Raw genomic sequence first — 23,194 nt, forward strand, 5'->3', positions numbered from 1 at the left:
AACGATTATACCTTTGTCGCTGATGATGAAGAAATGAAAGTGGAAATTTCCTATACATTCAATGCGTCTGCTTTAGGTGGCAAAAACCTTGTTACCTTTGAAGAATTGTATGATTTAAGCAATCCAGACGAACCCGTAAAAGTTGCGGAACACAAGGACATTGAGGACGACGGACAGACGGTACTTATCACAGAGCGTATCATCAAAATTCATACGACTGCTACCGATAAGAACAGCAACAAAGAGCTTGAAGCAGGAAAAGACGTTACAATCATTGATACTGTAACCTTAGAGGGCTTAGAAATCGGTACACAGTACAAACTTGTGGGCTGGCAGATGTTGAAAGAAGAAAATGCCGAGCTTCTTATCAATGGAAAGCGTGTGGAAAGTGATTATACTTTTACTGCTGACAGCGAAACTATGAAAGTGGAAGTTGCCTTTACCTTTGACGCTAGTGGTATTGCTATTATCGGTTTAAATAATGTGACGGGCAAATTAGAAGATGAAGCATTTCTTTTCGTTCCAAAGGAAGAAGTAACAAGTGTTAAATTCAACAAAAAGTTAATGTCTTATGAATTAGAAATTAGTACATCAAAAGGAACATTGGCTTTTAAAGTGAACAAAACAATGGTGGGTGCTTCATGGCATAAAGAAAATTTAGCTACAATTTTAAAAAGTTTATAAGTTTTTCAAAAATTCATATCTATACATATAAAGCAGTTAGTCTTAGGATTGACTGCTTTTTTCATACCCAGAAAGGAGTGAACGATTTATGCGTAAGATTTTGAACAAAGGACACCGTATCAGAGCCAGCGACAAGCACCTTGTTTACCACTTTACAATAGGGACACTTTCAGCATATTCAATAAGCGTGTAATTTGGATTCTGTTCAGCTACTTTCAATAAATGTACCTCTGATAAATTCAAGTCAAGAATTCTATGTTGTTTGTGTTCTAAACTAAGATATGCTTTTATGAAGTTTTGAAATTCGCATAAAATTTTTTCGTAGTTCATTTTACCACCTCTTTTTTGTTAATATACTTAACAAAATATCATATGCATCAAAAAATGTCAACTATATACTATCCAGTTTTTCGCCAACAAAAAAGACAGCCCTCCTCAGCTTACCAAGCACATGGAGTTCTGTCTTTTCTATTCACATTGTTTATTTCATTACAATATTAATAATCTTCTTCGGAACATAAATTTCCTTAATCACATTTCCTGTCAGTTTATCTGCAATCGCTTCTTTTCCTGCTGCAATCGCTTCTTCTTTGGAGATATCTGCTGCGATACTGATCACGGCTTTTGTCTTTCCGTTAATCTGTACCGGAACTTCGATCTCATCGTCTTTCATCTGTGCCTCATCGTATGTCGGCCAGCCTGCTTTGAAGATTGTCTCTGTATGTCCGAGCTGCTCCCATATCTCCTCTGCAAAATGAGGTGCAAATGGAGAAAGCAGGACTGCGATCGTCTCCAGCGTTTCTTTATCGATTCCGCCTTCTTTCTTTGCGATCTCGATAAACTTGTTGTTGTACTCCATAAATCCGGAGATAACGGTATTCAGACTGAAGCTCTCCAGACGCATGGTGATATCTGCTACCATTCTGTGACGCTGTTTGATCATCTCTTTTGTTGCCTGTACTTCATTTTCTTTGCTGTCCATCAGCAGATTCCACAGACGTTTCAGGAAGCGGTTGACACCGTCGATTCCACGGTCATCCCACTCTGCATCCAACTCCGGCGGTCCCACGAACAATTCATACATTCTCAAAGAGTCACATCCGTAGTCGCGTACCAGATCATCCGGAGATACGACATTTCCTTTGGACTTACTCATCTTGATTCCGTTCTTTCCTGTGATCATTCCCTGGTTGAACAGCTTGTGGAATGGTTCATCAAAGTCTACAACTCCGATGTCATGCAGGAATTTTGTATAGAAACGAGAGTACAGAAGATGCAGTACCGCATGCTCTACACCACCGATATACATATCTACCGGAAGCATCTCGTCCGCTTTTTCTCTGGAAACCAGTTCTTTGTCATTGTGACTGTCCACATAACGCAGGAAGTACCAGGAAGAACCAGCCCACTGAGGCATGGTATTTGTCTCACGTTTTGCGTCTTTTCCACAAACCGGACACTTGCAGTTTACCCACTCTTCGATTCCGGCAAGCGGTGACTCTCCAGTTCCTGTCGGTTCATAAGAATCTACATCCGGCAGACGCAGCGGCAGCTCTTCTTCCGGTACCGGCACTGCTCCACATTCCGGACAGTGTACAATCGGAATCGGCTCTCCCCAATAACGCTGACGGGAGAATACCCAATCACGCAGCTTATAGTTTACAGTTGCTTTTCCAATTCCACGCTCTTCAATGATATGTGGAGCTTCTTTCTTGAGAACGGCTGATTCCATTCCGTTCCACTCTCCGGAATTGATCATAGTTCCAACAGCATCTGTGTATGCCTCTTCCATATTTTCGATTTCCTGTCCGTCTTTTGCAATGACCTGAATGATCGGGATCTCGAATTTTTTTGCAAATGCAAAGTCACGGTCATCATGTGCAGGTACACACATAATTGCTCCTGTACCATAATCTGCCAGTACATAATCAGACAGCCAAATCGGTACTTTTGCACCGTTGATCGGATTGATCGCATAACTTCCCGTAAACACACCTGTCTTTTCCTTATCCTGCATACGGTCTACGTTGGACTTCATGGAAGCATCATAAATATACTGCTCCACCGCTTCTCTTGTCTCGTCTGTCGCAAGTTCTTTTGCAAGTGCATGTTCCGGCGCAAGTACCATGAATGTTGCACCGTGTAAGGTATCCGGACGTGTTGTATAAACGGTGATCTTGTCGTCTCTTCCATCCACCTGGAAATCTACTTCTGCACCGTAAGATTTTCCGATCCAGTCAGCCTGCATTTTCTTTACTTTTTCCGGCCAGTCCAGTTTGTCGAGATCGTTCAAAAGACGGTCTGCATATTTTGTGATACGCAGCATCCACTGACGCAGATTTTTCTTTGTAACATCTGTTCCGCAACGCTCACATTTTCCATTCACAACCTCTTCGTTTGCCAGACCTGTTTTGCAGGATGGGCACCAGTTGATCGGGAACTCTTTCTCATATGCAAGACCTTCTTTGAACATTTTCACAAAGATCCACTGTGTCCATTTGTAGAAATTCGGATCTGTTGTGTTAACTTCCATATCCCAGTCATACAATGCTGCGATCTCATTGATCTGACGTTTGATGTTTGCTACGTTCTCTGCTGTGGATTTTGCAGGATGAACTCCCATCTTGATCGCATAGTTCTCAGCCGGAAGACCGAATGCATCCCATCCCATCGGATGTACAATATAATATCCCTGCTGTAATTTGTAACGGCTCCAGACATCAGAGATCACATATCCTCTCCAGTGCCCGACATGCAGACCGTTTCCTGACGGATACGGGAACATATCCAGACAATAATATTTTTCTTTTTTCTCTCCGTTGTCCCTGAATCTTGGATTTACCGGATTTTCCTGCCATTTATCATGCCATTTTTTCTCGATTGCTTTGTGGTTGTAAACAATTTTTGCACCCATTTCGCATATCCTCCTTTGATTTCTAAAAAAGCCTTTTCATCTCAATTAAGAGACGAAAAGGCTTTTATCTTCCGTGGTACCACTCTTCTTCATCTGCAAACATACAGATGCACTCATTACTTCTGTAACGGGAAGGCCCGCTTTTTCCTACTTTTCCATCCTGGGTGTTCAGAAAAAGAACTCCGAGGGGAGTTGGGAGAACGCTGTTTCCTGCCTCGCACCATCCGGCAGGTCTCTGAAAAACCTCAGACTCTTACTATTCCTCATCAACATTTCTTTCATATGTTTCCTTATTATAAGAAGAATCATAAAATAAGTCAAGTGGATTCTGCTGATTTCTCTCTATTTCATCCTCGCAAAATAATCTTTCGTTTCTTTGACCACCACATTGCTGAGCACAAGCAGTGCGATCAGGTTCGGAAGCGCCATCAGCGCATTGAAGATATCTGCGATGTTCCACACTGCCGCAACCGTCATATATGGTCCGATAAATACAGCCAGAATATACAGCCAGCGATAAGTCATCACTACTTTTTTATTCCGGTTGAACAGATATTCCATACACCGTTCTCCATAGTAATTCCAGCCGAGAATCGTAGTAAATGCAAAGAATACCAGACAAAGCATCAGAATAAAGGATGCAACTGCCGGCGCAAACGGCAGCCCCTTCTGAAATGCTGCCATCGTGATCTCCACACCTTCCAGATTCGGATCATTCCATGTTCCTGCTAAGACCACGGAAATTCCGGTCATTGTGCAAATTATGATTGTATCAATAAATGTACCTGTCATAGACACCAGTCCCTGACGCACAGGTTCTTTTGTTACTGCAGCCGCTGCCGCGATCGGCGCACTACCAAGACCCGCCTCATTGGAAAAGATTCCCCTTGCGATTCCTTTCTGCATGGCCACGACCATGGTTCCCATCGCGCCGCCTGCCAGTGCACTTCCGGTAAATGCAGATTTCACAATCGTTACGATCGCTGCCGGGATTTCTGTAATATGTGTGATCATAATGATCAGAACAAACACCACGTACAATACCGCCATAAACGGAACTACAATTTCGGATACTTTTGCAATTCGTTTCAGTCCTCCGATCACGACCAGACCGACACAGACTGTCAGAATAATACAAGTAATCACAGTTGCCCATGAATATGTATTTCCAAACATCTGCACGGCATTCTCTGTATTCGGATCAAAGAAATTCTTCACTGCAGATGCAATACTGTTTACCTGGGTAAACGTACCGATTCCAAACAACCCGACTCCGGCTCCGAAAAATGCAAATATTTTTGCCAGCCAGCGCCAGTTTTTTCCCATTCCGTTTTCAATATAATAGAACGGTCCGCCAAGAACATGCCCTTCTTTGTCGATTGTCCGGTATTTGATTGCAAGAAGCCCTTCTGCATACTTCGTTGCCATTCCGAAAAATGCTGCCACCACCATCCAGAACAGTGCGCCCGGTCCGCCTGCCGCAATCGCAGTCGCTACTCCGGTAATATTTCCGGTTCCGATCGTTGCAGAAAGCGCCGTACAAAGTGCTCCAAAGCTGGTCACTTCCCCATGTCCTTCTTCTTCATTTTTTACCATGAATCTGAGTGCTTTCGGCAGATGCCGAATCTGAAGTCCGCCAAGGCGAACGGTTAAATAGATACCTGTTGTCAGGATCAGAATAATGAGCGGCAGTCCCCATATCCGGTCATCCACCCATTTGATCGCTGTGTCGATTTGATTGTAGATTTGTGCTAACATACTTTCTTTCCTCCATCCTTTTGCCTGAGAGATTCTCAGCAAAACCGCATCCAGATCATGCGTCTGCTGATTACACCTTCGGCGCTCTTTTTTCAGAGACTCTCCTGAGTTTAGTGTTTTACAACACTAAAGTAAAGAATAGCATGGTTTTGAAAAGAATGCAAGCCATTTTCTGATTTTCCATTTTAGAAAAACTAATCAATGTTTATAAGTAAAATGCAGAGGGAATACAGACATCGCTCCCTCTGCTTTTTTCTATCCCAGCGCCACATCCAGAATCATCATCAGTGTGAACCCTGCTGCAACACCGATTGTTCCTACATTGGTATGTTTTCCGTTTTGTGCCTCCGGAATCAACTCTTCCACTACAACATAAATCATAGCGCCTGCCGCAAAAGAGAGAAAATATGGCAGAAGCGGAACTACAAGCCCCGTCAGCCAGATTGTCAGAAATGCGGCGATCGGCTCTACAATCCCTGACAGTGTTCCATACACAAACGCCCTCAGTTTTGTAATTCCCTGCGCCCTTAACGGCATGGAAATAATCGCTCCCTCCGGAAAATTCTGAATGGCGATTCCGGCAGACAATACAAATGCCCCTGTCATTGTTATCAGTACATTATCCGAAAGAACTCCGGCAAAGGTCACACCCACTGCCATTCCTTCCGGAATATTGTGCAGCGTCACTGCGAGCATCAACATTGTTGTTTTTCGAAGTGATGCCTGAATCCCTTCCGGCTCCGATTCCTGAAAGTGCTGGTGAGGTGTCACCGTGTCCAGCAAAAGCAGAAAGCCAATCCCAAGCAGAAACCCTGCCGCTGCAGGAATCCATGCAATCTGTCCGCCTTCCTCTGCCATCTCGATGGCCGGGATTAAAAGCGACCAGACAGATGCTGCGATCATGACACCCGAAGCAAATCCAAGCAGACCTTTCTGCAGCTTTTCATTCATCTCTTTTCTCATGAAGAATACCATTGCTGCGCCAAGAGTTGTTCCTGCAAACGGCAGTAAAATTCCAAGTATTACATCCAAATTCATATGTTTCTCCCTTTCGTAATTCTTTTTTTCGATATGTTATCCTATGCTCAGGAGAAAACTTTGGTTCCGTTTAAATGCACATGGAAAAAGAATCCTTATACCGATGCCGTGATCAGTTCCTTTCCGGCTGCCCGGCATTCCTCCAACGCAGCATCATCCGGCGTCTCGTTTGCGATCACACCTTCTTCACAGATCAGATGTGCTCCCGCCTCTTCCATTCTCTGGCACCAGTCACGCATCCACTCTCCGTCACCCCAGCCGTAAGACCCAAACAAAAGTAGCTGCTTACCGGAGATCATCGGCTCCAGTTCTTCCACGAACGGCTCCATTTCGCTGTCTTCCAACTGCTCTGCTCCCATAGACGGGCAGCCGAGCGCAATTTTATCAAATTTTGAAATCGTATCCGCATCTGTCTGTCCAACCTCACATACCTCCGCGGTTCCTCCTGCTGCCTGAATCCCTTCTGCGACCGCCTGTGCCATTGCCTCTGTATTTCCTGTTCCACTCCAATATACTACTGCTGCATTCATGTGAATTCCTCCTTCATTATTGTGCGATTTCCCGGATACTTTTTCCGGCTAAAAATTCTCTGACCACTCCTTCTTTGGCCTGATCATAAGACTTGAAAATCATTTTTGCCCTGGACGGATTACTATATACTTTCCAATATCCGATCATAAGATACTTTCTTCCTTCATTGTGAATAAATCCTTCCACATCTTCCTTCGGATACCCTAAAAACACTCCGATTTCATGGGGAAATCCCAGTTTTCTGCTGCTTATCTGCCTCACTCTTTGAGCCAGTCTTTTGAGCATCTCATCCAGATTCCGCATATGATACCCATATGCCTCAAGCAGCCGCTGATTGTCAGGCAGCATCAGATGATACTCCAACTCACTCCGTCTGAAAAAGAAAACAAGACATCTGCTGTCCCTGCAGGACAGAATTCGATATTCTACCTCTGTCTCTTCAAAAATCTCCTGCAGCTCCTCACACATTTTCTGTTCCATTGTGATCACGCTGGATATCTTGATCCCCTTTAAAAAGGGGGCGCACTGCAGCGCAACCTGAAACCTGGCTTTTAGTTTTATATCTTCATTTTTGAAAAAATAAGACAATGTTTCCGATGACATATGAGCCTCCTTAAATGATTATGATTCTCAATTAGTTTGATATTACCATGTCCTACTCTCAATTTCAACATTTGTTATTGAGAAGTTTTCTCATTATATTTTTCTGAATATTTATCTGCATTTTTATTATTTTTTTATTGTTTAAGAACCTTGTTTGGTGTATAATAAATTTAAGTTATTTGAGCAGAAAGAAGTCTCAAAATACATACAAAAAGGAGAGATTTGCCATGGTAAATTTAATTACAGGACCGAAAGGAACCGGAAAAACACAGCAGATGATTGAGCTTGCTAATGAAAAGGTCAAAACATCTAACGGAAACGTCGTATTTATCAAAAAAAGTCATCGCAACACTACTACTTTAGACTTCGGTGTACGTGCAATCTGCATGGAAGACTATCCTGATATTCTGACAATGGATGAATTTATCGGTTTTCTCTACGGTATGGTAGCAGGTAATCATGATATTGATACCATCTTTATTGACAGCGTATTAAAACAGGCGGATATTTCTTTAAACAACATTTCTGCATTTATGACCAGTCTGAGTAAAATTTCTGCAGAAAATACTCTTGATTTCTTTATCAGTGTGGGGGCTGAGAAAGAATCCATTCCCGATATAGATTCCGACAATTATAACGTTTTGAACTAATGGGTATGAAAAAAGCGATATTCAGTATTTTTTACTGAGTACCGCTTTTTTATACATTATGGTATATCTGTTTTTATTATTCTTCTGATAATGCCTGCTCTTCGCTTTCCGCTTCTGATTTTTTTGTCTCTTTTGCTTTTTGATCCGGCTCTTCTCCGTTCAAAGAAAGTACAGAATTTGCCCGCTCACCTTCTTTGTATTCTACCGTCACAGTATCACCGACATTGTATTTGATAATATCGATAAAATCAACGACTGAAACATCAAAAATATCATCAGAGCCTTCCAACATGATATAAAAGTGAGAATCTCCGTCTACAACGCCCTGTGCGATCTTTGTGATCTTGGAAGCCAGCGTCTTTACTTCTCTCGTATCTTCCGCCTGCTTCTTGATGCCACTCTCATACATCAGATCATTGTAGTTTTCTTCACACTCACTGACCGTATTTCCAATGGCTACAACCTGATATTTCTGCACATTGACCATGGCATACTTTTTCACCAGTCCGGCATCATCTTTCAGCGCCATAAAATAGGTCGGCTCCCCTGAAATATTCAAAAGCAACGGGAATGCCGCTTTGTATTTTAAGTTCTGCACCTGACCTTCTGCTGAAGACATGGCAGACTCTTCTGTCGCGCCTTCCACTTCATAGAACTTCGTCTCCATCGTACGCTGATTCATCAGAACAAATCCTACATTGGACTGGTCTCCTGTGATCGAAGTCACACCTGTATATACCCATACATCATCATCCAGCGCAAGATAGTTGTATCCTGTCGTCGTATGCAGACAATCCTTCTGTCCCAGCACACTGTTTAAAAATCCATGCTTCAACGTACCATAATAATCATACAGCTGTATCAGCATATCTGCGGAGTACGCCCGGTCGATCCACTCCGGTGCATCTTCGATCTTATAATCTTTCGTCTCACCTGTAATGGCATTACATAAAACCACTCTTCCAACTGTGGTACCTCCAAACAGACCGATATTGAATTTCTTCACCGGGCTGATCCAGTATGGAACTCCGTTGTCATCGATCTCAAAACTTAAGTCATTGAAGATATAAGTCGGATATTTGAACCGGAGATGACGGTAAATATTGCGATTGAAATGATCACTGGTCGTATACTTCATCCCTTCATCCAACTTCACCAGTTCGGTATTCTGTGTCGCCATATCGATCTTGATATATGCCGGAATTCCCTCACTCTGATTCGTGAACCATTTGATCAGGCTGGCATAACGCAGGGGAGATACTCTCACGGGCTGATCCTGGTAGTTGATCTGGCTGTACCAGTCATCTACCTCAAACTGAGAGACCATATCCACCATACTTCCCATCTTTCTGTTTCCCAGGATCGTCGCAGAATCTCTGTCAAGCAGCGGAATCTGATCAAATGAGAGTTCCTCGATATCTTTTGTAAATTCTCCATCCTCTACTTTCATCAGCTTCTGATATTTTTTCGCGTTGACGATCGGAGAAGACAACAGTGTACCTGCTGCATACACGATTACAACTGCGCCAAGAATCCCCAGGATCACTTTCATCCCCTTGGATTCTTTCAGCGCATATCTGTCGAACCGCTTTCTTTTCGCATAGAAAAATGCTGCTGCCACGATCACCACGATCAGAAATATCCAGAACTCCGTAGAATGAATATTGAGTGCCGGCAATGCGACATAATAGTAAATACCGGCAAGAATAACCAATGCCAACACTGCAAGAAGTTTCATTTTACCTTTTTTCATGCTAATTCCCTTTCCTAAAAATAATTTCTACTTTTAAAGTAGTGGGACAATTATAACATCTTCAAAGATAATTCACAATTCTTCTTGCAATTTTTATATCTTTTTAATATTTACCTATGATTTTTCCAACATTTTGTCTTAAAATTTCCGTTTCCAGAGCTCCGGTGCAAGCAGGACAAGACAAGGGAAGATTTCCAGCCGTCCCAGCAGCATATCCGCACAGAATACCAGTTTTGACAGCCAGGAGAACTCAAAGAAATTCTCAACCGGTCCCACCTGTGAAATTCCGGGACCGACATTATTTAAGGTCGTCAGAACCGCACTGACAGAAGTCGCAAAATCATAATTATCGATGGACACGATCAAAACAGAAGATACCAGGATAAGCGCATAACAAATACTGTATACATATACTCCATGAAGGGTCTCTCTGCCTACCTTCTGACCGTTCACAGTCACCACCGTCACTGCTTTAGGATGCAGAATCCGCTTGATTTCCTGCTTTACGCTCTTGCAGAGGATCAGAATTCTCGACACCTTCATTCCTCCACCTGTCGATCCGGCACAAGCTCCGATGATCATGGTGACCAGCAAAATGGTTTTAGAAAATTCCGGCCATAAATTAAAGTCCGCAGTGTAGAATCCCGTTGTCGTGATCACCGCTGCCACCTGAAAACTTGAATACCGGAACGCACTTGCCACATTGCCGTATATATGATAAATGTTGACTGTGATCATCAATATTGCCGCAGCAATCACACCAAGATAGGTGCGTGCTTCTTCATTTTTTAATGCACTCTTCCAGTTTTTTATGTAAATTGCAAAATAAATATTAAAATTGATCCCAAACAAAATCATAAATACGGTGATAACCCCGTCAATATACGCACTGTCATAATAGCTCACACTTGCATTTCTGTTGGAAAACCCACCGGTTCCCGCAGTACTGAATGAATGAATCAGTGCGTCATAAAGGTTCATTCCGCCAAATAAAAGGAAAATCACCTCTGCCATTGTCAGAATCAGATACATCAGATACAGAATTCTCGCCGTACTGCGTGCCTTCGGAACAAGCTTGTCTGCTTCCGGTCCCGGTACTTCCGCGCGCATCAGATACATGGATCCGTCATCATCCAGACTCAAAAGTACCATAACAAATACCAAAACTCCCATTCCGCCGATCCAGTGTGTCAGCGCTCTCCAAAACAACATTCCCTGCGGAAGCGCCTCGATATCCGTCAGAATTGTAGAACCTGTTGTTGTAAATCCGGAGACTGTCTCAAAAAAGGCATCCAGATAATCTGGAATCGAACCGGAGATAAAAAACGGCAGTGCACCGAACAGTGACCACAAAATCCAGGCAATCCCGACCAGTGCAAGCCCTTCTTTTCCATAAATACTCGTATCCTTCGGTTTTTTTCTGCCCGCCAGCAGAAAAATAATGAGCAGAATGGCCGCTGTTAATAAAAATGCAATTCCGCTTTGCTCTCCATACAAAAAAGAAACAAGCGCCGGCACCAGAAGCAGAAGTCCTTCCACTCCCAGCATTCTGCCTATCATATAAACAATCATTCTATTATTCATCTCATTACCTCTTCACCAAAATATCGTCCAGATCTCGGATCTGTTTTGTCATGGTGATAATAACTACACTGTCACCTACCTGAATACTGTCATCCCCGTTTGGAATAATGATTTTTCTTCCCCGTGCAATGCAGGCAATGATATTGTTCGCTTTCAGATTCAGATCTTTAAGAGGTACTCCCGTATACGCATTCTCCGATTTGATAATAAATTCCAGCGCCTCCACTCTTCCATCCAGTAGCTGGTACATGGTCTCCACATTTGCACTGCACTGAGAATTTCTTCTCGCCCGCACATAACCAAGAATGGCATCAGCAGTCGCTGTTTTAGCAGATACAATACTGTCGAGTCCAAGTTCATCGATCATCATGGCTCTGCGGTCCTCATTGATCTTTACGATCACCTTGGATACACTCTGCTTAGAAGCAAACAAAGACATGATGATGTTCTCTTCATCCATTCCTGTCAGTGCAATAAAAGCATCTGTTTTTTCAATCCCCTCTTCTATCAGCAGATCATGCTCCGTCGCATCGCCATTGATGATGGTTGCTTGTGGAAGAAGTTCACAGAGCTCTTCACAGCGCTCTCTGTTTCTTTCGATGATCTTGACATTCATCCCCAGATTACACAACTGGCTTGCCAGATAGTAGGCCACTCTCCCCCCACCGCAGATCATTGCATTTTTAATCTTCTCTTTTCGCAGGGCAATCTTCTTGAAGAACTGCTCCATATTCTGATGAGAAGCCGCAATATGCAACTTGTCTCCTGCTTTTAAAATATAATCTCCATCCGGGATTAAAACCGTTTCTCCGGATTCGACTGCACATACCAGCACCTGAACCTGAAAACGTGCATATAATTCAGACAAAGACAATCCTTCCAGCTTTCCGCAGTGAATCGGAAATTCAACCAGTTCCACCCTTCCTTTTACGAAAGTCTCTACCTTACTTGCATCTGGAAACAACAGCAGACGGGTAATATCCCCCGCAACGATCAGTTCCGGATTTACTACCATACTCAAATGGAGATCCTTTTTCAGAAAATCAATCTGTTTATAGTAGATCGGATTTCTTACCCGGGCAATCGTATGCCGTGCACCCAGCCTTCTTGCGATCAGGCAGCTGAGCATATTGCACTCGTCCGTAGAAGTGCAGGCAATCACCAGATCCGCATGCGGTACATCCGCCCTCTGCTGAACCTCCACACTGCCGCCTTCTCCCGCAACACAAAAAACATCCATTCTTTCAATGGATTTTCGCAGTTTTTCTTCATTATTATCGATCAATATAATATCGTACTTTTCCGATGACAGCTGTTTTGCCAGTTTATAACCAACCTTGCCATCGCCTATGATTACAATTTTCATTGGTCCCCTAAGTCCTCTCTGTTTTCACATTCTTCTTTTCAAAACGTGTTCTATTATACCACCTTAATACCTTACACACAATTTTAATACTATTTTTATATTTTTTCCACGTTTTGCATAATTTTTTTCTGTTTTCTCCACCAAAAAAGACCTTTCCTACAACAAAATCATTGATTTTTGCAGAAAAGGTCTTTTTCTAATTCTCTATTCTATTTTTCTTCCGCTGCTCTTGCTGCGATTTCCTTCTCCTGTACATCCGAAGGTGCCTGCTCATATCTTGCAAACTGATACTCATAAGTACCTCTTCCTCCTGTCATGGAACGAAGCACTGTACAGTATCCAAACAGTCCTGTCATCGGAATGTCTGCTTCTATGATCTGTTTGCCGCCGCTTACAGGTGTCATGCCAAGGACACGTCCTCTTCTCTTATTCAGATCACCCATAACATCTCCTGTATAGTCATCCGGCACTGTCACTTTCAAGGATGCGATAGGCTCCAGAAGAACCGGTCCCGCTTCCATAAAACCTTTCTTAAATGCCTGGATCGTAGCTGTCTTGAATGCCATCTCCGAAGAATCTACCGGATGGTAAGATCCGTCGTAAAGAACTGCTTTGACTCCGACTACCGGATATCCTGCGAGGGGACCTTTTACCACAGAGTCCTGAAGTCCTTTTTCTACAGCCGGGAAGTAGTTCTTCGGAACAGCGCCGCCTACCACTTCTTCTTCAAATACATAAGGAGTCTCCAGATCACCGGATGGTTCAAACCGCATCTTTACATGTCCGTACTGACCATGTCCGCCGGACTGTTTTTTGTATTTTGTGTCCACATCCGATTTCTTACGGATTGTCTCACGGAACGCCACTTTCGGTGTCTCCAGTTTAATTTCTACTTTATATCTGGCTGCCAGTTTGCTGGCTGCGATTTCCAGGTGCTGATCTCCCATACCGTAAAGAAGAGACTGTCTGTTCTCACTGTCATTGACTGCTCTGAGTGTCACATCCTCTGCCATCATCTTCTGCAGTGCCTGAGATACCTTGTCTTCATCCCCTTTTGTCAGAGTCTTGTATCTCATATAGGTATATGGAACCGAATAATCTGTTCTGGAATATGTAATCGGCGTATTCTTTGTCGAAAGAGTATCTCCTGTCTTTGTACTTCCAAGCTTTGCGATTGCTCCGATATCTCCTGCAAACAGTTCGGAAACTTCTGTCGGTTTGTTTCCGCACATCGTATAAAGCTTGCCCGGTTTTTCCTCGGCATCCGCATCTGCATTGTAAAGTACGTCATCCCCTTTGAGTACACCGGAGCATACCTTTACAAATGAATACTTTCCGATAAACGGATCTACCATTGTCTTGAATACATAGGCAGATTTGGCCTTTGAAAAATCATAATCAGCCTCGTAGATCTCACTCTTTGTCCTGTGGATACCCGCACAGCTTCTCTTATCCGGACTCGGGAAGAAACGCACGATATCAGAAAGCAGATTGGCAACACCCTGTGCCTGTACATTGGATCCCATGGCAACCGGAACGATGTCCCCATCCATCACTTCCGTACGCATGGCTGCACGGATCTCTTCAATTGAAAATTCGTCTCCCTCAAAGTAACGATCCATAAATTCTTCGCTCGTCTCCGCAACTGCCTCCATCAGAGAATCTCTCAAAATCTTCAGGTTCGGAAGACAATAATCCGGAATCTCGCACTCTTCTCTCTGTCCGATTCCTGTATAACGTCTGCCGGCATTTTTAATAATGTTGATATATCCGACCAGCTTTTCGTTCTCACGGATCGGCTGGAAATGCGGCGCGATTTTCTTACCATATCTGACAGTCAGATCTTCCACAACCTGGCGGAAACTTGCGTCGTCCATATCCATCTCTGTCACATAGACCATACGCGGCAGGTTGTACTTGTCACAAAGCTCCCACGCTTTTTCTGTACCAACCTGTACACCGGCTTTTCCGGAAACCACGATAACTGCCGCATCTGCTGCACTCACTGCTTCTTCTACTTCGCCGACAAAATCAAAATATCCCGGTGTATCCAGAATATTGATCTTTGCCTTTTCCCACTCGATCGGGATCAGGCTCGTGCTGATCGAGAATCCGCGCTTCTGCTCTTCTTTATCAAAATCACTGGTCGTATTGGACTCGGAAATCTTTCCCATACGACTGACTGCTCCTGATACATAAAGCATCGCCTCTGCAAGACTTGTTTTGCCGCTGCCACCGTGGCCAAGCAATACTACGTTTCTAATCTCATCCGTTCTGTAAACCTTCATAGTGCTGCCTCCTTATGTTGTTATTCTCTTCATGTTCCGGCAGCTGTTCTGCCGACTCACGTGCTATGTGTATATTGTACTAAAATTTTATATAAATTACAACTATTTTATTTATTTTTAACAACTTGTTTCTAATTTACTTTTACGAGTTAAAATGCTAAAATATTCTATATGTGCTTCTTGGGATCGCAGCTTCCCATCAGCCAGTTTATTTAGAAAGGACATCAAACTATGCAGACAAAAACAAGCACTACCATCGGATTTATCGGGCTGGGACTAATCGGCGGTTCTATCGCCAAGGCAATCCGCCAGTATTATCCGGACTATCAGATCCTGGCTTTTGATAAAAGCAGAGAAACACTTGCACTGGCCATGCAGGACGGAACGATCGACATCTCCTGTACTGCCATTGACGAACAGTTCTCTCACTGTTCCTATCTTTTTCTCTGTGCGCCGATTTCTTACAATAATGCGTATTTATCTCAGTTAAAGGATTTGATCCATCCGGATTGCATCCTGACAGATGTCGGCAGTGTAAAGACTGCGATCCATGAGGAGATTACCCGGCTTGGTCTGGATGCAAATTTCATCGGAGGACATCCTATGGCAGGTTCCGAAAAAAGCGGATTTGCCAATTCCAAGGCTCATCTGATTGAAAATGCATACTACATCCTGACGCCGTCTGACAAAGTCTCTTCTGAGAAGCTGGAAGATTACCGCTGCTTTGTACAGTCTCTGAAGGCGCTACCGATCGTGCTTGACTACCGGCTGCATGATACGGTCACCGGAACTATCAGTCATCTGCCGCACATCATTGCCTCCTGCCTGGTCAACTTCGTAAAAAGTACGGATACGAAAGAGGAACTGATGAAGCTTCTGGCTGCGGGCGGTTTTAAAGATATTACAAGGATTGCATCTTCTTCTCCGATCATGTGGCAGCAGATCTGCCTGAAAAATAAAGATAATATCTCCCGGATCCTGGACGCTTATATCGAAGAACTGAACCGCGCAAAAATTTCCATTGATGCCGGCAATGAACGGGAATTATTTTCATTCTTCGAGTCATCCAGAGACTACCGGAATTCCATGCCGGATCACTCTGCAGGACCGATCAAAAAGATTTTTGCCCTGTACTGTGACATTATCGATGAAGCTGGAGGAATCGCGACCATTGCCACGATTCTGGCGAGCAATCACATCAGCATTAAAAATATTGGAATCATTCATAACCGGGAATTTGAAGAAGGGGTACTGCGCATCGAATTTTACGAAGAGGACGCCTCTGTAAAAGCCGCCGCACTTCTGCAGAAATACCGGTATATTGTATATGAAGTTTAAAGAAAGGAATATATGATTATGGAATTGACAAGCATTACAGGATTAAAAGGAGAAGTTTCCATTCCGGGAGACAAATCCATTTCTCACCGCAGTGTGATGTTCGCATCTCTCGCCAACGGAATGACAGAGATCCACAACTTCCTAAATGGTGCAGACTGTCTTGCCACCATTGACTGCTTCCGGAAAATGGGGATTAAAATAGAGGAACACCAAAACCGGATTCTGGTACACGGCAAGGGACTGCACGGACTGACTGCGCCTTCGGAAACATTACAGGTAAAAAACAGCGGAACAACTACCCGCCTGCTCTCCGGTATTCTTGCAGGACAGCCATTTTCCACTTCCCTTTCCGGAGACGAGTCACTCAACTCACGTCCCATGAAACGGATCATCGAACCACTGACACAGATGGGCGCTCATATTTCCAGCCTGCACGGCAATGGATGCGCACCGCTGGTCATTGAACCGGGGAAATTGCACGGAATCCACTACACGTCACCGGTTGCTTCTGCTCAGGTAAAATCCTGTATTCTTCTTGCAGGACTTTACGCAGAGGGGGAAACTTCCGTGACAGAACCTATCCTGTCCCGCAATCACACAGAGTTGATGCTCAAAGAATTCGGTGCGGATATCCGGACCGTTCATCAGCTGGCTGGTTCTGAGGCAACGTCCGTGATCCAGCCATGTCAGGAATTACATGGACAGAAGATCACTGTTCCCGGAGATATTTCTTCCGCTGCCTACTTTATCGCAGCAGGACTTTTAGTTCCGGATTCCGAGATTCTGGTCAAAAATGTAGGAATCAACCCGACTCGTGCAGGTCTTTTGAAAGTATGCGAAGATATGGGCGGTAATATCACACTGTTAAATGAACGTACAGAAGCCGGGGAAAAAATGGCCGATATTCTGGTTCGCAGCAGCCAGCTTCATGGAATTTCGATTCACGGTGATATCATTCCCACACTGATCGATGAGATTCCGATCATTGCCGTTATGGCAGCCTGCGCTGAAGGTACGACCATCATCCGCGATGCGCAGGAACTTCGTGTCAAAGAGACGGACCGGATCGAGACGATCACTGACAATCTGATCGCCATGGGATGCAGCGTTCTCCCGACAGAAGATGGAATGGTGATCAAAGGAGGGGAGCCTTTAAAAGGCGCTACCATCCACACACTGCTCGATCACCGGATCGCCATGGCATTCAGTATCGCAGCTCTTGTAGCTGACGGACGCACGAAAATTCTGGACAGCCACTGTATTGACGTTTCCTATCCGGGATTTTATGATGCATTTGAACATCTTTTATAAGAAAGACGAGGGCACTTCATCCAACCAAGACGAAGTGCCCTTTCTCAATATTGTATATTCTTTTGACGGATCAGATTAAATTTGATGATTTCCGTGTTAAAATATTCATTCGCATAGACCAGTGGTTTATCTTTCTCACTGTAATTTAATGTCTTCAGGTAAAGATATGGACTTAAACCCAGTTCTTTCACAGATACATATTTTTTTAATCCTGCAATTTCTGCCGGATTCACTGTATCGATCTCAACTTTATCCCATTGCGCCTTTTCCCCGGACAATTCATAAATATATTTGTAAATCGAATCTTCATACTTTGAAAACATATCAAATGCCTCTTCCCCGCCGATCAGATTCATTCCGAAATAATCTCTGCAGAATGCACAGATCTTATCATCTGCCAGAAACAGCTTTTCTGCCACTACCAGCTGTTCGTCCGGCTGCATCTGAAGAAGAGAACAGATTTCTTCCTCCCGTTTTACTTTTTGAATATTTAAAAGTCTGACGGAAGGAGCATACCCGCTCTTTTTGATCATCTGCGTCAATTCCATACAGGGACTGAACGTGACCTTGATATTGAGAGAATCCACATTGACAAATGTACCCCTTCCCTGTCTGCGGAAAATAATCCCCTCTGCCGCAAGATCATTCAATGCCTGACGGATTGTGATCCGGCTCACTCCAAGCATCTCGGCAAGTGCCTCTTCTCTTGGAAGCTTATTGTCTGTTTTTAGATCCATCTCTTCTATATATTGAAGAATGGCCTCCTTTGCCTGTCCGGACAAGGATTTTACACGTAATTTCTGCGTACTCAAAGCGATTCCTCTCTTTCTCTTAACCTATGTATGATGATAGAAGAATCCCTTTTCTTTGTCAAGAAAAAGCTTTTTTCCCATTCAAGATCAAATTCAGAAAAATCGCGCTGATGCTGACCATAAACAGACCATTGCTTAATACCATCTGCAATGCATTCGGAATATTCACAAAAACATCTGATGCAAACGCTGCGCCTACTCCGATCGCAATGCTGGTCCCTACAATCTTGAAATTGTTATCTTTTGAAAAATCCAGTTTGGATAAAATGGAAATTCCAGAAGAAGTGATCACCCCGAACAATGCCAGTGTTGCACCTCCCAGCACAGATTTAGGAACAGCCGTAAATACCGCGGAAATCTTCGGGAAAATTCCTGCCAGAATGATCATAATGCCGGCTGCTGCAACAACGGATCTGCTTTTAACTTTTGTCAGTCCGATCAGACTTACATTTTCATTGAACATGGTAGATGGAACCGAATTGAACATACCAGTCACCATCTGTGCTGCTGCCTGACCTCTGATTCCTCTCTCCTTTGTCTTATTGTCTGTCTGGATTCCAACAATTTCATCCATTACGGAAAAGACTCCGATACACTGAATCATGTTGATGATGCAGAAAATACTCATAATAAAAATCGGCCATATTTTAAACTCCGGCATTCCATAATAAAATGGTTTCACCGGCTGGAATACTTCTGCCTGCGCGATTGATGTAAAATCGACCATGTGCAGACCACATCCCACGATCGTTCCCGCCACGATTCCGAGCAGCAGGGACATACTTTTCCAGATTCCTTTTGCATACTTTTCTACCAGAATGATAAAGATCAAAACTGCAGTACCCAGAATCAGATTTTCAACAGACCCAAAACTTTCGCTGCCTTCTCCGCCTGCCAGATCCCGCAGTGCAGTCGGCGCCAGTGTAATTCCGATCAACGTTACAAATGTTCCCACTACAACCTGAGGGAAAAGTTTTAAAATCTGATCCATAAAAAAAGACAGGATAAAAATTATCGCACCGGATGCGATCACTGCGCCAAAGAGTGTCTGCATCCCGTATTCTTTTCCGATCAGGATCATAGGGCTTAGAGGTGCAAAGGAAGAACCCAAAATAATGGGATATTTGGATCCTGCCAGTTTTCCGATTCCGATTACCTGAATCAGAATGGCAATTCCACTTGTAAAAAAATTGGCTGCTACTAAAAATGCAGTTTCTTTTTCCCCCAATCCCAGGGCTCCTGCTAAAATCAAGGGAACCGCGATTGTTCCCGGACACATGGTAAGGACATGCTGAAATCCGATCAGCAGCGTCTTTGTCCATCCTACTTTTTCATCAAAATATTCCGCTTTCATACTCTGCTCCTGACTGGAACTTAATCCCAATATCCCTCATGCACCTTTGCTGCTTCTACTTCAACGGCCTCTACCGGTCCTACTACTTCAATTGCTTTCTGCCCTTTTGCAAATACATCTCTGCATGGAAGATCAAAAGTCGGGTTCTGCTCATTACTTCCTGTCAGCTCCAACAGTCGTCTCTCTGTCATTCCGTATACAACTCTTCCGATATTCGCCCAATAAATAGCCCCTGCACACATCGCACATGGCTCTGCAGTCGTATATAATGTACAATCCCACAAAAACTCTCTGGAATATTCATGAGATGCTCTTGCTGCAAGTGTCGCTTCCGCGTGCCCTGTACAGATTTTCTCTGTGATCTCAATATTTCCCTGCTCCATAATGATCTCTCCCTCTTTGTTGACCAGAAGGGCTCCAAACGGAGTATTTCCTGCTTCTCTTGCCTCTTTTGAAATTTCAATCGCTCTTCTCAAATAAAATTCGTGACTCTGATACATCTTCTCTTCTCCTTATAAAGTATTATGTAATAGGTATTACCTTTTGTTGTTTTCAATATAGCACACATCATTTTATTTGTAAAGAACCAGTTCAAAAGTTTGTAAAAAAACAGCCGGAATTTTACCCGACTGTTTTCTCTTTAATCCAGCTATTTAATTCTTTTATACTGACAAATAAATCCTACCGGATTTCCACAACGGTATAATCTTTCTCTTCCACTGCCTTTTTCAGTACTTCATCAGAAACCTCCGAGCGCAGTGTCACAACCGCTGTGCCTTTCTCATGGCTTACTTCTGCCGCTTCCACCTCTGCAAGTGCCTCCAGTGCTTTCTTTACAGACGCCTCGCAGTGTCCACACATCATTCCTTCAATTTTCATTGTTTTTTCCATTGTCATTTCCTCCTGTTTCTTTCTTGTTTTTATTTTTCGATCTCTTGTGGCGTCCTTCATACGGAACCAGTTGAGACGAAGTGCATTGGTAACAACACAAACGCTGGACAAACTCATTGCCGCCGCTCCGAACATAGGATTTAATTTCCATCCAAACAATGGATACCAGATTCCGGCTGCCAGCGGGATTCCGATGACATTATAAATAAATGCCCAGAATAAATTCTCATGAATGTTGCGAAGTGTCGCACGACTCAGTCGAATCGCTGCCGGAACATCCGTAAGTCTGCTCTTCATCAATACCACATCTGCAGCATCTATCGCAATATCTGTTCCTGCTCCGATCGCAATTCCCATATCTGCTCTTGTCAGTGCAGGAGCATCATTGATACCGTCTCCGACCATGGCTACTTTTCCCTGATTCTTCAGTCTGCGGATCACTTCTTCTTTTCCTTCCGGCAGTACCCCTGCGATAACTTCGTCCACTCCAGCCTGCGCTCCGATGGCACGGGCTGTCTGTTCATTGTCACCTGTAAGCATGACCACCCGGATTCCCATATTCTGCAGTTCCTGCACTGCCTGGGGACTGTCTTCTTTGATCACATCTGCAACTGCGATCATCCCCAGAAATCTTCCGTTTCTGGCAAAGAATAACGGGGTCTTTCCCTGATCTGCCAGTTTTCTCGCCTCTGCCTCCACATTTTCTGATACTTCAGCATGCTGGCGGATAAAGTTCAAATTTCCTCCGGTCAGATTCTCTCCATCATTCAGCCCGGAAAGTCCATTTCCCGGCACTGCCTGAAATTCACTCACTTCGATGCCATCTGGCACTTTCTGCTCCTTTGCATAGGATAAAATTGCTTTTGCCAGCGGATGCTCACTTTTCTTTTCCAGAGCATACGCAATCTCCAGCAGTTCTTCTCTTGCAATTTTACTATCCGGAATAACATCTGTCACTTTCGGTTCCCCGCTGGTAATCGTTCCTGTCTTATCCAGCGCCACGATCTGAACTTTTCCGGTCTCTTCCAGAGAAACCGCTGTTTTAAACATAACACCGTTTTTTGCACCTTTTCCGCTTCCGACCATGATCGCTACCGGAGTGGCAAGACCAAGCGCACATGGACAGCTAATCACCAGAACAGCAATTCCTCTTGCAAGCGCAAATCCCACACTCTCTCCTGCCAGCATCCATACGGCAATGGTAATGACCGCAATCACGATTACAATCGGAACAAAGACTCCGGATACTTTGTCTGCAACTTTTGCAATCGGCGCCTTGGTTGCTGCTGCATCACTGACCATCTGGATAATCTGGGACAGTGTCGTGTCCTCTCCCACACGGGATGCCTCACAACGGATATACCCCGACTGATTGAGTGTCGCAGCAGAAACAATGTCTCCTGCTTTTTTGTCTACCGGAATACTTTCTCCTGTAAGCGCCGATTCATCAATCGCACTGCTTCCTTCCAGCACAATACCATCCACGGGTATATGCTCACCCGGGCGAACCACAAACACATCCCCTTTTCTCACCTGCTCGATGGAAACTGTCTGTTCCTGCCCGTTCCGGATCACAACCGCCGTCTTTGGCGCCAGGCGCATCAGGCCTTTTAAGGCATCTGTAGTCTTTCCTTTGGAACGTGCCTCCAGCATCTTACCGACAGTGATCAATGTCAGAATCATCGCTGCAGATTCGAAATAAAACTCATGCATATAAGTCATCACGCCTGCCATATCCTGACGCATCTGTGCATCTGTCATGGCAAACAATGCATAGGTGCTGTAGCCAAATGAAGCGCCTGCTCCAAGTGCTACCAGCGTATCCATATTAGGCGCGCCGTGCAGCAGACTTTGAAATCCACTGACAAAAAACTTCTGATTGATGATCATCACACATCCTGTCAGCAAGAGCTGTAAAATTCCCATTGCCACATGATTCTCTGCCAGAATCCCGGGAAGCGGCCAGTTCCACATCATATGTCCCATCGAAAGATACATCAGCGACACAAGGAAACAAAACGATAAGATCAGCCGCTTTTTTAAGACCGGAGTCTCTTTATCTTTCAGAAATTCCTCTTCTGCATGTTCTGCCGGCTTTGCGGTATTCTCTCCCTTTACAGAAGCTGAATATCCCGCTTTTTCCACTGCTGCAAGAATGTCTGCTTCTTTCGCATCTCCCTCCACGCCCATGGAATTCGTCAGAAGACTGACTGAACACGAAGTCACTCCCTCAACTTTGGAAACTGCCTTTTCCACTCTTGTACTGCATGCCGCACAGCTCATTCCGTTCACATTGTATTGCTTCACAATATCACCTCA

The 23,194-nt window shown here is 44.0% G+C and carries 17 protein-coding genes, 1 pseudogene, 1 riboswitch and 1 other annotated feature; of the genes and pseudogenes, 4 read left to right on the top strand and 14 right to left on the bottom strand.

What is annotated here, in order from left to right:
- Window positions 1-462, top strand: a pseudogene (locus FXV78_RS18745) (VaFE repeat-containing surface-anchored protein); the annotation flags it as partial.
- A 366-nt stretch (window positions 463-828) separates the two neighbouring features.
- Here FXV78_RS18745 and FXV78_RS00010 read toward each other — a convergent pair.
- The 6 genes from FXV78_RS00010 to FXV78_RS00035 all read right to left on the bottom strand — a co-directional run bounded on the left by FXV78_RS00010 (window position 829) and on the right by FXV78_RS00035 (window position 7,528).
- The gene (locus FXV78_RS00010) at window positions 829-1,014 is read right to left on the bottom strand and encodes a hypothetical protein (RefSeq protein WP_004844261.1); all 186 of its coding nucleotides are present in this window, start codon (window positions 1,012-1,014) and stop codon (window positions 829-831) included.
- Between the two features lie 151 nt (window positions 1,015-1,165).
- Complete coding sequence (gene leuS, locus FXV78_RS00015) at window positions 1,166-3,598, bottom strand: leucine--tRNA ligase (protein WP_004844262.1); 2,433 nt, start codon at window positions 3,596-3,598, stop codon at window positions 1,166-1,168.
- Between the two features lie 45 nt (window positions 3,599-3,643).
- Window positions 3,644-3,877, bottom strand: a binding site (T-box leader).
- Window positions 3,878-3,940: 63 nt separating this feature from the next.
- The gene (locus FXV78_RS00020; protein WP_004844264.1) at window positions 3,941-5,356 is read right to left on the bottom strand and encodes an alanine/glycine:cation symporter family protein; all 1,416 of its coding nucleotides are present in this window, start codon (window positions 5,354-5,356) and stop codon (window positions 3,941-3,943) included.
- A gap of 2 nt (window positions 5,357-5,358) precedes the next feature.
- A riboswitch (glycine riboswitch) is annotated at window positions 5,359-5,473 on the bottom strand.
- 138 nt (window positions 5,474-5,611) lie between these two features.
- Window positions 5,612-6,394 (bottom strand): ZIP family metal transporter, encoded by a 783-nt coding sequence (locus FXV78_RS00025; protein ID WP_004844265.1) that lies wholly within the window; start codon window positions 6,392-6,394, stop codon window positions 5,612-5,614.
- Between the two features lie 95 nt (window positions 6,395-6,489).
- The gene (locus tag FXV78_RS00030; RefSeq protein WP_004844266.1) at window positions 6,490-6,924 is read right to left on the bottom strand and encodes a flavodoxin; all 435 of its coding nucleotides are present in this window, start codon (window positions 6,922-6,924) and stop codon (window positions 6,490-6,492) included.
- A gap of 16 nt (window positions 6,925-6,940) precedes the next feature.
- Window positions 6,941-7,528, bottom strand: coding sequence for a DUF3793 family protein (locus tag FXV78_RS00035; RefSeq protein ID WP_004844267.1), 588 nt, complete (start codon window positions 7,526-7,528; stop codon window positions 6,941-6,943).
- A gap of 227 nt (window positions 7,529-7,755) precedes the next feature.
- Between FXV78_RS00035 and FXV78_RS00040 the strand changes: the two genes are divergently transcribed.
- Window positions 7,756-8,178 (top strand): AAA family ATPase, encoded by a 423-nt coding sequence (locus tag FXV78_RS00040; protein ID WP_009244413.1) that lies wholly within the window; start codon window positions 7,756-7,758, stop codon window positions 8,176-8,178.
- Between the two features lie 76 nt (window positions 8,179-8,254).
- On the opposite strand, the gene FXV78_RS00045 is transcribed toward FXV78_RS00040, so the two are convergent.
- The 4 genes from FXV78_RS00045 to FXV78_RS00060 all read right to left on the bottom strand — a co-directional run bounded on the left by FXV78_RS00045 (window position 8,255) and on the right by FXV78_RS00060 (window position 15,169).
- On the bottom strand, window positions 8,255-9,931 hold the full coding sequence (locus FXV78_RS00045; protein ID WP_004844269.1) for a hypothetical protein: 1,677 nt from the start codon (window positions 9,929-9,931) through the stop codon (window positions 8,255-8,257).
- Between the two features lie 138 nt (window positions 9,932-10,069).
- A complete protein-coding gene (locus tag FXV78_RS00050; protein WP_009244414.1) occupies window positions 10,070-11,515 on the bottom strand; it encodes a TrkH family potassium uptake protein in 1,446 nt (481 codons plus the stop codon).
- Window positions 11,516-11,519: 4 nt separating this feature from the next.
- On the bottom strand, window positions 11,520-12,881 hold the full coding sequence (trkA, locus tag FXV78_RS00055) for a Trk system potassium transporter TrkA (protein ID WP_004844272.1): 1,362 nt from the start codon (window positions 12,879-12,881) through the stop codon (window positions 11,520-11,522).
- A gap of 209 nt (window positions 12,882-13,090) precedes the next feature.
- On the bottom strand, window positions 13,091-15,169 hold the full coding sequence (locus tag FXV78_RS00060; RefSeq protein WP_004844273.1) for an elongation factor G: 2,079 nt from the start codon (window positions 15,167-15,169) through the stop codon (window positions 13,091-13,093).
- 231 nt (window positions 15,170-15,400) lie between these two features.
- Between FXV78_RS00060 and FXV78_RS00065 the strand changes: the two genes are divergently transcribed.
- Both FXV78_RS00065 and aroA read left to right on the top strand, forming a co-directional pair.
- Window positions 15,401-16,507 carry a prephenate dehydrogenase gene (locus FXV78_RS00065; protein ID WP_004844275.1) on the top strand — a complete coding sequence of 369 codons (1,107 nt, stop codon included), beginning with the start codon at window positions 15,401-15,403 and terminating at the stop codon, window positions 16,505-16,507.
- A gap of 18 nt (window positions 16,508-16,525) precedes the next feature.
- The gene (aroA, locus tag FXV78_RS00070) at window positions 16,526-17,818 is read left to right on the top strand and encodes a 3-phosphoshikimate 1-carboxyvinyltransferase (protein ID WP_024854430.1); all 1,293 of its coding nucleotides are present in this window, start codon (window positions 16,526-16,528) and stop codon (window positions 17,816-17,818) included.
- Window positions 17,819-17,862: 44 nt separating this feature from the next.
- On the opposite strand, the gene FXV78_RS00075 is transcribed toward aroA, so the two are convergent.
- The 4 genes from FXV78_RS00075 to FXV78_RS00090 form a co-directional block, all read right to left on the bottom strand.
- Window positions 17,863-18,630, bottom strand: a complete 768-nt coding sequence (locus FXV78_RS00075; RefSeq protein WP_009244417.1) for a GntR family transcriptional regulator — start codon at window positions 18,628-18,630, stop codon at window positions 17,863-17,865.
- A gap of 58 nt (window positions 18,631-18,688) precedes the next feature.
- Window positions 18,689-19,984 (bottom strand): uracil-xanthine permease family protein, encoded by a 1,296-nt coding sequence (locus FXV78_RS00080; RefSeq protein ID WP_004844278.1) that lies wholly within the window; start codon window positions 19,982-19,984, stop codon window positions 18,689-18,691.
- 20 nt (window positions 19,985-20,004) lie between these two features.
- On the bottom strand, window positions 20,005-20,484 hold the full coding sequence (locus tag FXV78_RS00085) for a nucleoside deaminase (protein WP_004844279.1): 480 nt from the start codon (window positions 20,482-20,484) through the stop codon (window positions 20,005-20,007).
- Window positions 20,485-20,665: 181 nt separating this feature from the next.
- The gene (locus FXV78_RS00090; RefSeq protein WP_039960051.1) at window positions 20,666-23,182 is read right to left on the bottom strand and encodes a heavy metal translocating P-type ATPase; all 2,517 of its coding nucleotides are present in this window, start codon (window positions 23,180-23,182) and stop codon (window positions 20,666-20,668) included.
- Window positions 23,183-23,194 lie beyond the last annotated feature (12 nt).

It is taken from the genome of Mediterraneibacter gnavus ATCC 29149, assembly GCF_008121495.1.
GTDB lineage: Bacteria > Bacillota > Clostridia > Lachnospirales > Lachnospiraceae > Mediterraneibacter > Mediterraneibacter gnavus.

What these genes read in the sequence shown, in the direction of transcription:
- FXV78_RS00010 (WP_004844261.1), bottom strand. Translation starts at nt 1,014, where the DNA reads ATGAACTACGAAAAAATTTTATGCGAATTTCAAAACTTCATAAAAGCA.
- leuS (WP_004844262.1), bottom strand. Translation starts at nt 3,598, where the DNA reads ATGGGTGCAAAAATTGTTTACAACCACAAAGCAATCGAGAAAAAATGG.
- FXV78_RS00020 (WP_004844264.1), bottom strand. Translation starts at nt 5,356, where the DNA reads ATGTTAGCACAAATCTACAATCAAATCGACACAGCGATCAAATGGGTG.
- FXV78_RS00025 (WP_004844265.1), bottom strand. Translation starts at nt 6,394, where the DNA reads ATGAATTTGGATGTAATACTTGGAATTTTACTGCCGTTTGCAGGAACA.
- FXV78_RS00030 (WP_004844266.1), bottom strand. Translation starts at nt 6,924, where the DNA reads ATGAATGCAGCAGTAGTATATTGGAGTGGAACAGGAAATACAGAGGCA.
- FXV78_RS00035 (WP_004844267.1), bottom strand. Translation starts at nt 7,528, where the DNA reads ATGTCATCGGAAACATTGTCTTATTTTTTCAAAAATGAAGATATAAAA.
- FXV78_RS00040 (WP_009244413.1), top strand. Translation starts at nt 7,756, where the DNA reads ATGGTAAATTTAATTACAGGACCGAAAGGAACCGGAAAAACACAGCAG.
- FXV78_RS00045 (WP_004844269.1), bottom strand. Translation starts at nt 9,931, where the DNA reads ATGAAAAAAGGTAAAATGAAACTTCTTGCAGTGTTGGCATTGGTTATT.
- FXV78_RS00050 (WP_009244414.1), bottom strand. Translation starts at nt 11,515, where the DNA reads ATGAATAATAGAATGATTGTTTATATGATAGGCAGAATGCTGGGAGTG.
- trkA (WP_004844272.1), bottom strand. Translation starts at nt 12,881, where the DNA reads ATGAAAATTGTAATCATAGGCGATGGCAAGGTTGGTTATAAACTGGCA.
- FXV78_RS00060 (WP_004844273.1), bottom strand. Translation starts at nt 15,169, where the DNA reads ATGAAGGTTTACAGAACGGATGAGATTAGAAACGTAGTATTGCTTGGC.
- FXV78_RS00065 (WP_004844275.1), top strand. Translation starts at nt 15,401, where the DNA reads ATGCAGACAAAAACAAGCACTACCATCGGATTTATCGGGCTGGGACTA.
- aroA (WP_024854430.1), top strand. Translation starts at nt 16,526, where the DNA reads ATGGAATTGACAAGCATTACAGGATTAAAAGGAGAAGTTTCCATTCCG.
- FXV78_RS00080 (WP_004844278.1), bottom strand. Translation starts at nt 19,984, where the DNA reads ATGAAAGCGGAATATTTTGATGAAAAAGTAGGATGGACAAAGACGCTG.
- FXV78_RS00085 (WP_004844279.1), bottom strand. Translation starts at nt 20,484, where the DNA reads ATGTATCAGAGTCACGAATTTTATTTGAGAAGAGCGATTGAAATTTCA.